Genomic DNA, 10,734 nt, shown 5'->3' on the forward strand with positions numbered 1-10,734 from the left:
ATCACTAATGCCAAATCGTATATATTGCCCTTTTTGTCAAGTACAATTTATACCAAATTAGATGAGCTTACCCTGAATTTAACACCCGGTATTACTTGGAATTACGCGGCTGGAGGTGGCAGGATTAATATGGGAAGTTTTGAAATAACCTGCCGACTTGCTAATCAAATAGCTACTGCCTATGGTTTAGGTAAGTCGGAACCTACGAATGTGACTTTTTCGGCTGGTGAAGTCGGTCGCCCCGCTGTCAGAAGTTTCAACATTCCCATCCTAGATATTACAGGTGATAAAGTACCACGCTGGGTGAGTTTTGTGCAGGGATTTCAGCCAGTGAGGAGGTAGGGCGATCAATCGCAATGGAAGGAGGTGTTAGAGGCAAGTATGTTGAACAATGTCGTGCCGGGACAAACTTAGTGCTTTTAGATGCAGATGTTGCCCAAGCTTTTCCCAATGATGCAGCAGTGAATGGGGCATTGAGGATGTTAATTCAGATTGCACAGCGCCAGCAATTAAATACTGTGGTACAACAGACGGAATAAAAATGATTGGTGAGGTGCGAACCCAATTTCCAAAATTGCGAGTAATCAGCTAGTAATCTTGATTCCAAGTATAATAGAGTTCATGTATCTGAAAATCTGTCTTAATCTGTGTCAAACTATGTGTAGGGATAAAAATACCATGCTACCTCAAATGACCCGTGCTAAAAAGTTGACGAGCAAGTTTTTAATTGTCATATTTTTCTGTCTGGGAATCCTCTTGATGCACCCTGAAAACGTCAGAGCAGAAGGAAGTCAACCTAATGTCACTAAAAAAACTGATTGCTTTTTAGTTTTCGGAAAAGGAACTTGTGACTCTACAAGGAATGAAGTAGCCACTGAAACCGAAATCAAACCAGGTGCTAACCTTAGTGGTAAGAATCTACAAGGTGTTAACCTGCATAATGCTGATTTGAGAAGATCAGATTTGAGTGGTGCAAATTTGACTGGCGTAGACTTGACAGGTGCTGACTTGAGTGAAGTCAAAATTAGTAAAGTTAAAAACCCTGGAAACTTAGATTTTCATGGATTTGACTGGAGTAAAATTAAGTTGAGTAAGGAAGATTCAATCAAGATAGTTACAGCTAACTTGAGCAAGCAAGATTTAGTCAATTTTATCAAAGCTGACCCTAGTAACTTGGATTTCAGCAGGTTAGACTGGAATAAAGTTAACTTAAGCCAACAAGACGTACAGAAGCTCGTAAACTCTAAGCTAAATCAGCATGATTTAATTAACTTAATCAAAAGCGATCCTAATCAGGTAAATCTTACTAAGGACGAATTACTAGGGTTAATTCAGCTAAATCTAAATAACAGCGCTTTATGGCGAAGTTCCACCCTAAGTAGTCAAGAGCTAATAAATTTACTAGCAAACAGGTTGAGTGCAGTAGACTTAAGCGGGGTTGACTTACAAAAAGCAAACTTTACTGGTAGCAACCTACAGCAAGCTAACCTGAGTGGTGCAGACTTGAGACAAGCAAATCTTAACGGTGCAAAAATGCCTGATGGCACTCTCTATCGACGTTAGTTTTACCTAGTAGAGCGCGTCACCTGCTATAATCGCTCTGTTTTATCGAAAATTAATCTAAAGGTGACGCATCGTACTAATACTGGTTATTCCTTACTCTTCACTATTTCAGAAGACAGAGATGGAGAAACAGTGCAACCGCCGCATAAAGGATTTAAGGGTGAATTTAAAAGTATTCAATTAGCTGCCGGGACAAAAAGTTTTTCTGACAAGAGTTGTGGTGCTTATTATACGGTTTTAGTTGGAGGGCAGTCTCAAGTTAGGTTCTTTGAATAAGCACATATTTTCGGTGTCTCACTTATCTAAAAAGTCTTGTATTTTGTTCTATTTATCTAACACATCATACAGTTCAAAATTAAACTGGATTTCCTCAAATCCAGTTTAATCCTCATATGTCTTAAATAATTCACCCGTTATGAAAGAATAAATTATGTTACATATCAAACCTATCATAAGAAACAACCAAATTACACTAAATATCATAAATCCACAGACAGCTAAAACTACTATAGATAAGTAAATTTGGATCATGCCGGGAATAGCTAAAGAAACTAAAAATAGTATTAAAATACCAAATAGAGTTAGACAGATATCTAGGAAGTTTTTCAAAGCTGATTCTCTCCAGAATTCCAAATTTGATTGTTTTGTTTCCCTAATTATATTGGGTGATATTAATATTTAACAACTCAAAACGGTCGGATTTAGCACCCAAGTTTTCTAACTATCCTTAACCAATTTAGTAGAAGTTGGTATAATTCAGTTGACAAAGTAGGATTTAGTAGGATATAGTACACTCAACCTCACTCAACGCTGACCCATGAATGTTGAAGATGTTGTACAATGGGCGAATAATTCGATTTTTGATAAAACAGGAGAACATCTTACACCCCTACAGGAAGCAATAGTAACGGGTGTTTGGCAAAGACAGAAATATCCTCAAATAGCTAAAGATTATAATTGTAGTGAATCTCACGTAAAAAAAGAAGCGGCTAAGTTATGGGGAAAGCTGGGTGAGGAATTAGGAGAAGACCTCAATAAATTTAATTTTCGTTCTAAGTTAGAGAAAAAACATAGGGTTTCCCAAAATTCCCAATCAGGTCACTGTTTATTACAAGTTGATAATATTAATATTGGCGGTCAATTTATACAAACTATCAAAGATACACAAACCCGCTCGCCCTCACCCCCTGACTCTCCCCAAAACAACAGTCACTCCCCAATAATCGATTTAACAGACGCACCCGAATTAACAAGCTTTTACGATCGCACCTCAGAACTCTCCACCCTCAAACAATGGATTGTAGAAGCCCACACCCGCTTGATTACCATCTACGGCTTAAGTGGAATTGGTAAAAGCGCGATCGCCCTCAAACTCATCGAACAAATTCAAACCGAATTTGATTATATTATTTGGTTAAGCCTTACCAACACTCCCACACTTTCAACCGTCCAAACCGAGCTCAAGCAATTTTTTGGGCGATCGCCACAACCCCCATTACCCACAATCATCGATTATTTCCGATCTTCTCGCTGTTTAGTAATCCTTGATGACGTACAAAATATTTTTAAAAGCAGTCAATTAGCAGGTCAATATTTAGCAGGCTATGAAGACTATGGCCAATTTTTCAAACAAATTGCCACATCCTCTCATCAGAGTTGTTTAATTATCCTCAGTTGGGAACAACCCAGAGAAATTACTGCTTTAGAAGCACTAAACCGACCTGCACGAACTTTACACCTCAAAGGGTTAGGGGAAGAATCGGCAGAAATTCTCAGAGAAAAAGGATTAGCAGATGAGCAAAAATGGTCAGACTTGATCGCCCTTTATCAAGGTCATCCTTCTTGGTTAAATATCATAGCTTCAACAATTTTAGAATTCTTTGACGGTAGCGCTTCCCGGTTTTTAACCGATAATAATGATATTTATTTAGGTGACTTAGAAACCTTTTTAGAATCTCACTTAGAGCGTTTATCGGCGTCAGAAAAAAAGGTGAGCCATTGGTTAGCAAGTCAAGATGAAGCGGTAGATATTTCACAAGCACCTGCGGATATTGACTTATAGCGGTTCTCAAAAAAGTGAGGTATGCCCTATCCCCTATGCCCTATGCCCTATGCCCTATGCCCTATGCCCATGAGTACCTCATCTTTCTGAGAAAGGCTATATCTAAATCAGAATTTTGGCAAGCCATACAATCTTTAGCGCGGCGCGGCTTACTGGAAAAAGTACAAGTAGGAGCGGGAGCGCTATTTTTACTCAATCCTGTATTTCAACAATACATTCAATCCAAGTCAAATCCTAGCAGTATCAAACTGTAACATCGATCGCACTTCTCAACTTCTACATCGATCGCATAAAAGCATTAACCGCATCATATTGATCCGCCATCCGCGAATAAAACTCGATCGATCGCAAATCCAACTCCGGCAAAAGTTCGCTCTTGCTCACCAACTCATATCCCGTTGGACGCAAACAATAAACCGAAATTACTCCATCCTCCCAAAACCAAACCTCCTGCACTCCCACCCGACGATAGATTTCCAGCGTATCAATTCCACCACTCGTCACTCTCATCTCGATCGCCAAATCTGGAACTGACTTGCGCGTACCCAAACAATAAGACTCATCTGGTTCCTTCCGTGCACCCAACTCCTTCATCCCGATGGTTGTACTGCCGCGCCCGTAGAAACGAATGTCCTTCGTCCGCATATAAATCTCTAAAAGCTGATCTAAAGTGTTTCTAGATTCTTCATGTTCCTCAGAAAAAGGAGCCATAATTTCTAAACACCCATCCAAATAAGTTAAATGCGCCCCAGTTTCCGCCAAATCTGCATCCAACTTTTCCAGAGTCTCCCATGTCACGTTAGACAGGAAAGTCGCACCTGTACCCAATCCTGCTTTAGAAATTGCGACAACCATCTGACTTACCTTTTACGATCGCTTTTCCATATTAGGGAATATTAGCTAAAGTTTCAAATCAGATTGCTATAAAATTTCGCAGTACAATGAACAATAACTGCACGGAAAAGACGATGAATGAGACAATAACTGCTACAGGTCTGCCTCCTGCATTCCCCGATCATACCCAACTGCCAGACGAAGACGGTACATTTGTGAAAAATTTTCAGGAGCATCCTCAGAGCATCATTCTGACAGATTCGATCGGGCCGGTTGTAGAGCGACTGCATCCAGACGGACAATATGCGATCGGGCAAGATTGCGGCATTTACTGGCGAGAAACTGACCCGCCAGAGCGAGGTGCAGAAGCACCGGATTGGTTTTACGTGCCGAATGTACCGGCAACACTTGACGGTTTTCGCCGTTCTTATGTACTTTGGCGGGAACACATGGCTCCGTTCATAGCTTTAGAATTTGCTAGCGGTAATGGAGAGGAAGAGCGCGATCGTACTCCGCTTTCTGTGGCCGCTGACGGTACAACAACTAAACCCGGTAAGTTTTGGGTGTACGAGAGAATTATCCGCATTCCTTACTACGGTATTTATGAAATGAGAACTGGCAATTTAGAAGTCTATCACCTGATAGATTTTGTGTATCGAAGGATGGAGCAAAACGAACGCGGTCACTATCCCATTCCTGTACTAGATGTAGAATTGGGACTGTGGCAGGGAAGCTATCAAAATCAAGAACTTCTTTGGCTGCGGTGGTGGGATTCGCAGGGGAATTTGCTGTTAACTGGCTCCGAACAAGTTGAAATTGAGCGTGGCCGGGTCGAACAAGAACGAGAAAGAGCCGAACAAGAACGAGAAAGAGCCGAACAAGAACGAGAAAGAGCCGAACAAGAACGGGAAAGAGCCGAACAAGCAGAGCGAAAAGTCACCCAGTTAGCGGAGCGACTGCGAGCAATGGGAATCGATCCTGATGCTGAGGATTGATATCAAAGTCCCAAAACTCTCTCTGTAGCGCGAGCATCCCGCACCCGATCTTTTATAATCACAAAAAACAAAGCTGATGGAAACTAAACCACCTCTACCGCCCTTTACGTTGGAAACGGCTAAAGCCAAAGTTCAAGCTGCTGAAGATGCCTGGAATACCCGCGATCCAGAACGAGTAGCCTTAGCTTATACCGAAGATTCTCAGTGGCGAAACCGTGCCGAATTCTTCAGCGGACGGGAAGAAATCAAGGCTTTTTTAAGACGAAAATGGGCAAAGGAATTAGATTACCGTTTGCAGAAAGAACTGTGGAGTTTTACAGACAATCGGATTTCTGTTCGCTTTGAGTATGAATGGCACGATGATTCTGGCTACTGGTATCGCGCCTATGGTAATGAACAGTGGGAATTTGCAGAAAATGGGTTAATGCGAAGACGTGAAGCCAGCATTAATGATGTTCCCATTCAAGAGTCTGAACGGAAGTTTCGATAAGATTTATCTGTGATTTGCTAGACGCATAAACCTGGTTTTTTAGGAAAATATGCAGGTTTGTAGTAAGGACTTTAGTCATGATTGACTACACGCCAGAAAGACAAATAAAGTCCTCACTACGAACGAAAGGTTGGTAGTAAGGACTTTAGTCATGATTGAATAAACGCCAGAGAGAGGACTAAAATCCTCACTACGAACGAAAGACGCCCAATTGCCCAACTCTACTCAATCGGTAAGCAAACTCGGAGAAGTCAGCACAAAGACATCCCTGGTTCCCACACCTTCAGATTCCGGTTTAATCGGCGTAGTAAAGTGGAAAAATTCGTGGTCGTTAACTAACAGCAATTCTCCCGGATGCAGAATTTTATTAAAAACAGGCTTCTCTTTTTTAGCCAAGTACAAATGCGTTTCCCCGCCTACAATATTAGTTCTGTCAACCGAGAAGATGCCGATAAAATCAGTACCGTCTTGGTGAATGCCTTCCGGTGCGGGGTTGCCGAAATTGTTTGGCGAACAAGTTGTCCTGATTTGATGGATGCCGATTTCAGCTTCCGGGTGAATTTTGCAGGAATCGAAAAAAGCAAAAATCATCTGTTTGAAATTATCGAGGGCAATTAGTCGATCGTCCAATTCGGCAAATTCCCGCCTGATATCACCCACTAGCGGATTGTATGTTTTGCTTTGATACAAATAGCCGTGAGGTAACTTAACTAACTCATTTCCGTTGACGGCAAACCGCGATAATCTTCTAGAACGATACTTACCTTTCACATACGGATCGACAGGCATATCGTCAAAAAATTCCTTGAAACCTTCTAGCTTAATAGAGTTTACTTTTTTGAAAGTAAACATGAAAGCATAATCCACATGAATGGATTCTAATACCGTTTTCATAGATTTTACTCCCTGAAGCCTTGCTCCCCTCCCTAATTTAGCCTTGAGGAGGTGTATGCTTCTACTCTAGCGCAGGATTTTTGTATGTGTCGTAAAAGACACTAGAAAAATTGCAAAGATATCGTAAAGAAGACAACATGAAGTGGGGGGCTGGTTCTTCTTTTAATCTAAAATCCAAAATCTAAAATCTAAAATCGATTGACTGCTTTCACCAGCGACTGACAGGCCCGCAGGAAAACGGCAACATCGACCCCAAGTGCGACGTACTGAACGCCAGCATCAATCCACTGCTGGGCGATTTCGGGGTTTTCGGCAAAAGTACCGGCGGCTTTGCCTGCTTTGCGGATGGTTTGCACTGCCTCCTGCATCATGTCGATGACTCGGGGATCGCGGACTTGGCCGGGAATGCCGATCGACTGCGACAGATCGTAAGGCCCTAGAAAAATCACGTCAACCTCTGGCACAGTAACAATTTCTGCTAGGTTGTCGATGCCGCCTTTGCCTTCGACATGAATCACAACTAAGGATTCTTCGTTGAGTTTGTCAGTGATATTTGTACCTGCTGCAGTGTAAAGTCCGGCCCGCGTAGCGAAGGAAAGACCTCGCGCGCCCAGAGGACTGTATTTAGCACTTTTGACAGCGGTTTCAGCATCGATTTTGCTTTCAATTTGAGGTACTTGAACGCCTGCACTGCCGATGTCGAGAGCTCGTTGAATTTGCGGCCCGTCGTTTTTGCGGACGCGAACAATCGGTGCAATTCCGGTGCAGTCGGCGGCGCGACACAAATCTTCAGCAGCAAGCGGGTTCAGGGGGCCGTGTTCCATGTCGATAACGGCGAAATCAAATCCAGCGTGACCGCAGATTTCCATGAATGCGGGATAAGCGCAGTTCATAAATAAACCGAGGACTGTTTCGCCTTGTTTAATTTTTTGTTTGAGTTGATTTTGACGCATAAATTTGGAGTCTTTTTACCGCCGCTGACGGCCGATGAACCTAAATTGTTTTTAATAATACAGCTAAAACATTGCCGTTACAAATTACTTTAGGTTAAGAGAATCGACAAAAATTTTGTAGCTGCTTTTGCTTCTATTTTAAAAGGAATCAAGCACAAAAGCCAGGCACAAATAAACATTCCTAAAATTGGTAAAAATATTGCTCCCACGGAGGGTTCAACTAACCAAGCAAATAAAGAAAACATTCCAATACTGCCAGTTGTCCACAGCCAAAGAATTATAAAGCCTATAACTATTTTATGTAAACTCATCCTAATTTTGATGGAACAACCGAAGGGTTGAGTATGTATATCTCCTTGTATAATTGGAAAAAATAAATAGCGGCCGATGATAATGCGATTAATTTTGAAGGTATTGCCAGAAATTGTTCCTTCATAAAGTTTGGCAGGTGGGGGGCCAAAGGGTAGAATTATTCTAAAAAGTTTGGGGAAAGTAACCACTTCGTCCAACCTGCGCAAAACTTCAGAAAAAGTTAAACTTGTGGTAATTGTTAAACTCTCAAAAGGAATGAATGACCTAAAAAATTTGACGATATTGAGCATAAGGTTGAGCCGGCTGTTCAAGAGTTGTGGCTGGTATTAATGCCTCTTATCTAAAAAAAGTTGGCCCTGACTGCACCACGAAATACCAGTATACTGCAAAATAAACATTTGGATGCGATGAGTGTTTTTCGCTGATGTCAAAATTAATTCCACAATCTCCGATGAAACTTCGACGGTATCTATTTTTGCTCAAAGGTCGATCGATCCTTAGCCTCACCCTCGGCATCATTTCCGCGATTGGGAGCATTTCGCCAGTATTTGCCGCACCTCCCCGCAATCGGGACAGTGCAGAAACTTGCGACATTCTAGTAGCAGGCGGCGGGCTCGCCGGTGCTGCTACGGCTTACGAAGGTTTGCTGGCGGGGCGCACAGTTTGCCTGACTGAAATTACTGATTGGGTAGGCGGTCAAATTTCCTCCCAGGGAACTTCCGCACTTGATGAAAGAGAGACTCAGCGATCGCTCTTATTTTACCCCCGCGGCTACCTAGAATTGCGGCGGCGGATCGGGGAACATTACGGCCGGCTAAATCCCGGAGGCTGTTGGGTTAGCTATTCGTGTTTCATGCCCTACGACGGTCACAAAATTCTATTTAACATCTTGCAGGATGCCGCTAAAAAAGGCAAAGGCACACTGAAATGGTTTCCCAATACGGTTATTAAAGAACTAGCAATTACTCCTGCTGTGGCGGGGAATACGGTTGGGGGTCAACAAATTAAAAGTGCGATCGCCATACAACACAAACCGGCCGCCAACGCCCCGCCAATCAACACCGAAACTCTTTCTCAGACTATCGAAGATGCCTATCGCTACGAAAATTCTCCCCGATTTAACAAAACTATTATTCGGTTTATTTCTAAAGCATCTGGAACCCCCCCTAACCCCCCCTTGCCAAGGGGGGGGAATTCCACCAGTTCCCCTTTACAAGGGGGGAATTCCACCAGTTCCCCCCCTTTACAAGGGGGGGCTAGGGGGGGTGCTGATTGGTACGTTGTAGATGCCACCGAAACAGGCGAATTGATCGGACTTGCGGATGTTCCCTACCGCCTCGGAATTGACCCGCGTTCCCCTCTCGAACCTTCCTCCCCCAGCCCAACAGGCGACGCTTACTGCACTCAAGGTTTTACCTACACCTTTGCAATGCAGGCAACGAAGGAACCGCAGCAGCATCAAGCGCCGTCTTTTTATCAACAATACGCTCCTTACTACAGTTACGAATTGCAGAGATTGGCGAGCTTTCCCTTAGTTTTTACCTACCGCCAAATCAGAAGCATGAGACCCGATCGAAAGCGACCTTCAGACCCGAAGCAATTCCCGATTTATCCGGGGGATATTTCGATGCAAAACTGGACTTGGGGCAATGACTATCGTCCCGGTTCTGCTCAGGATAATTTAATTTATTCTCGCGAGCAGTTGCAAGAGTCCGGTCAACTGCAATCAGGGGGATGGATGGGCGGCTTGCGAACGGAAACTTTACGCAGAGGGGAGGAAAATGCCCAAGGGTTTTTCTACTGGCTGGTAACAGGAACTACTGACTCGCAGCTAGGAGAGGGAGTGAAAAAGCCTAATCCAAACAATCGTTTTTTGAGCGGTTTGGATTCGCCGATGGGGACGGTACACGGACTTTCTAAATATCCTTATATGCGGGAGGGCCGGCGCATTATTGGGCGACCGAGTTTCAATCAGCCTCAAGGTTTTACAGTGTGGGAAGTTGATATGTCTCGCACTGACTTTAAGACTGATTTTTACCGCCAGAATTTGTCGGAGGAAGAGTATCGCAATTTGTGGTTGGTTGTGGGTGGTTTGAATGCGCCCGCTTTGGCTGTGGGAAGTCAATCGGTAGAGGATACAAAATCGCGATCGCGCGCTACGATTTATCCTGATTCTGTGGGTATCGGTCATTATGCGATCGACTTTCACCCCTGCATGACTAACAGTCCGCCGGAAGCACCGGGAAATACCGAACGGGAAGGTACTCGCAAAGCTCAAGGGCAAGCTTATCCCTTCCAAATTCCGCTGCGGGCAATGATTCCCCAGAAAATTGACAATATGTTAGTGGCGGGTAAAAGTATTGCTGTTAGCCACACAGCGGCCGCTGCTTATCGAGTGCATTCTTTTGAATGGTCGGCCGGTGCGGCGGCGGGAGTTACGGCTGCTTTTTCCCTAGAAAAGGGGATTATACCTTATGAATTAGTGGACGAATTGCCATCCCGCGAGCCAAACTTGGAAGTGTTGCAGTTGCGGTTGCAACAAAATGCTAATCCGATCGCCTTTCCGGGTACTTCTATTTTCAATAGTTCGTGGCAAAATTGGAAATAATCGCACTTGGTAATCTGTAGGGT

Annotated in this window: 11 protein-coding genes and 1 pseudogene; 8 read left to right on the plus strand and 4 right to left on the minus strand. The window is 43.5% G+C overall.

Annotation, left to right across the window (positions count from 1 at the left end; genetic code table 11):
- The 5 genes and pseudogenes from QUA78_RS21415 to QUA78_RS21435 all read left to right on the plus strand — a co-directional run.
- Positions 1 to 342: pseudogene (locus QUA78_RS21415) on the plus strand (hypothetical protein); the annotation flags it as partial.
- A 14-nt stretch (positions 343 to 356) separates the two neighbouring features.
- Positions 357 to 539 (plus strand): hypothetical protein, encoded by a 183-nt coding sequence (locus QUA78_RS21420; protein WP_333302353.1) that lies wholly within the window; start codon positions 357 to 359, stop codon positions 537 to 539.
- A 139-nt stretch (positions 540 to 678) separates the two neighbouring features.
- Positions 679 to 1,563 (plus strand): pentapeptide repeat-containing protein, encoded by an 885-nt coding sequence (locus QUA78_RS21425; protein WP_333302352.1) that lies wholly within the window; start codon positions 679 to 681, stop codon positions 1,561 to 1,563.
- 63 nt (positions 1,564 to 1,626) lie between these two features.
- Positions 1,627 to 1,839, plus strand: coding sequence for a hypothetical protein (locus tag QUA78_RS21430; RefSeq protein WP_333302351.1), 213 nt, complete (start codon positions 1,627 to 1,629; stop codon positions 1,837 to 1,839).
- A gap of 541 nt (positions 1,840 to 2,380) precedes the next feature.
- A complete protein-coding gene (locus tag QUA78_RS21435) occupies positions 2,381 to 3,625 on the plus strand; it encodes an ATP-binding protein (protein ID WP_333302350.1) in 1,245 nt (414 codons plus the stop codon).
- A 276-nt stretch (positions 3,626 to 3,901) separates the two neighbouring features.
- On the opposite strand, the gene QUA78_RS21440 is transcribed toward QUA78_RS21435, so the two are convergent.
- On the minus strand, positions 3,902 to 4,480 hold the full coding sequence (locus tag QUA78_RS21440; RefSeq protein ID WP_333302348.1) for a Uma2 family endonuclease: 579 nt from the start codon (positions 4,478 to 4,480) through the stop codon (positions 3,902 to 3,904).
- A 113-nt stretch (positions 4,481 to 4,593) separates the two neighbouring features.
- Here QUA78_RS21440 and QUA78_RS21445 point away from each other — a divergent pair, with 113 nt between their 5' ends.
- Positions 4,594 to 5,454: a Uma2 family endonuclease gene (locus QUA78_RS21445; RefSeq protein ID WP_333302354.1), complete on the plus strand. Its 861-nt coding sequence runs from the start codon at positions 4,594 to 4,596 to the stop codon at positions 5,452 to 5,454.
- A 76-nt stretch (positions 5,455 to 5,530) separates the two neighbouring features.
- Complete coding sequence (locus tag QUA78_RS21450; RefSeq protein ID WP_333027583.1) at positions 5,531 to 5,944, plus strand: nuclear transport factor 2 family protein; 414 nt, start codon at positions 5,531 to 5,533, stop codon at positions 5,942 to 5,944.
- Between the two features lie 225 nt (positions 5,945 to 6,169).
- Here QUA78_RS21450 and QUA78_RS21455 read toward each other — a convergent pair whose 3' ends face one another.
- The 3 genes from QUA78_RS21455 to QUA78_RS21465 all read right to left on the minus strand — a co-directional run bounded on the left by QUA78_RS21455 (position 6,170) and on the right by QUA78_RS21465 (position 8,393).
- Positions 6,170 to 6,838, minus strand: coding sequence for a 2OG-Fe dioxygenase family protein (locus QUA78_RS21455; RefSeq protein ID WP_333302347.1), 669 nt, complete (start codon positions 6,836 to 6,838; stop codon positions 6,170 to 6,172).
- 188 nt (positions 6,839 to 7,026) lie between these two features.
- Positions 7,027 to 7,791, minus strand: coding sequence for an aldolase/citrate lyase family protein (locus QUA78_RS21460; RefSeq protein ID WP_333302346.1), 765 nt, complete (start codon positions 7,789 to 7,791; stop codon positions 7,027 to 7,029).
- A gap of 89 nt (positions 7,792 to 7,880) precedes the next feature.
- On the minus strand, positions 7,881 to 8,393 hold the full coding sequence (locus tag QUA78_RS21465) for a hypothetical protein (protein ID WP_333302345.1): 513 nt from the start codon (positions 8,391 to 8,393) through the stop codon (positions 7,881 to 7,883).
- A gap of 161 nt (positions 8,394 to 8,554) precedes the next feature.
- Here QUA78_RS21465 and QUA78_RS21470 point away from each other — a divergent pair, with 161 nt between their 5' ends.
- A complete protein-coding gene (locus QUA78_RS21470) occupies positions 8,555 to 10,711 on the plus strand; it encodes an FAD-dependent oxidoreductase (protein WP_333302344.1) in 2,157 nt (718 codons plus the stop codon).
- Positions 10,712 to 10,734: the final 23 nt, after the last annotated feature.

The sequence above is a fragment of the Microcoleus sp. K4-B3 genome, from assembly GCF_036704615.1.
Lineage (GTDB): Bacteria > Cyanobacteriota > Cyanobacteriia > Cyanobacteriales > Microcoleaceae > Microcoleus.

Excerpts from the sequence above, each read along its gene's own strand:
- QUA78_RS21420 (WP_333302353.1), top strand. The coding sequence starts at position 357 with ATGGAAGGAGGTGTTAGAGGCAAGTATGTTGAACAATGTCGTGCCGGG.
- QUA78_RS21425 (WP_333302352.1), top strand. The coding sequence starts at position 679 with ATGCTACCTCAAATGACCCGTGCTAAAAAGTTGACGAGCAAGTTTTTA.
- QUA78_RS21435 (WP_333302350.1), top strand. The coding sequence starts at position 2,381 with ATGAATGTTGAAGATGTTGTACAATGGGCGAATAATTCGATTTTTGAT.
- QUA78_RS21440 (WP_333302348.1), bottom strand. The coding sequence starts at position 4,480 with ATGGTTGTCGCAATTTCTAAAGCAGGATTGGGTACAGGTGCGACTTTC.
- QUA78_RS21445 (WP_333302354.1), top strand. The coding sequence starts at position 4,594 with ATGAATGAGACAATAACTGCTACAGGTCTGCCTCCTGCATTCCCCGAT.
- QUA78_RS21450 (WP_333027583.1), top strand. The coding sequence starts at position 5,531 with ATGGAAACTAAACCACCTCTACCGCCCTTTACGTTGGAAACGGCTAAA.
- QUA78_RS21455 (WP_333302347.1), bottom strand. The coding sequence starts at position 6,838 with ATGAAAACGGTATTAGAATCCATTCATGTGGATTATGCTTTCATGTTT.
- QUA78_RS21460 (WP_333302346.1), bottom strand. The coding sequence starts at position 7,791 with ATGCGTCAAAATCAACTCAAACAAAAAATTAAACAAGGCGAAACAGTC.
- QUA78_RS21465 (WP_333302345.1), bottom strand. The coding sequence starts at position 8,393 with ATGCTCAATATCGTCAAATTTTTTAGGTCATTCATTCCTTTTGAGAGT.
- QUA78_RS21470 (WP_333302344.1), top strand. The coding sequence starts at position 8,555 with ATGAAACTTCGACGGTATCTATTTTTGCTCAAAGGTCGATCGATCCTT.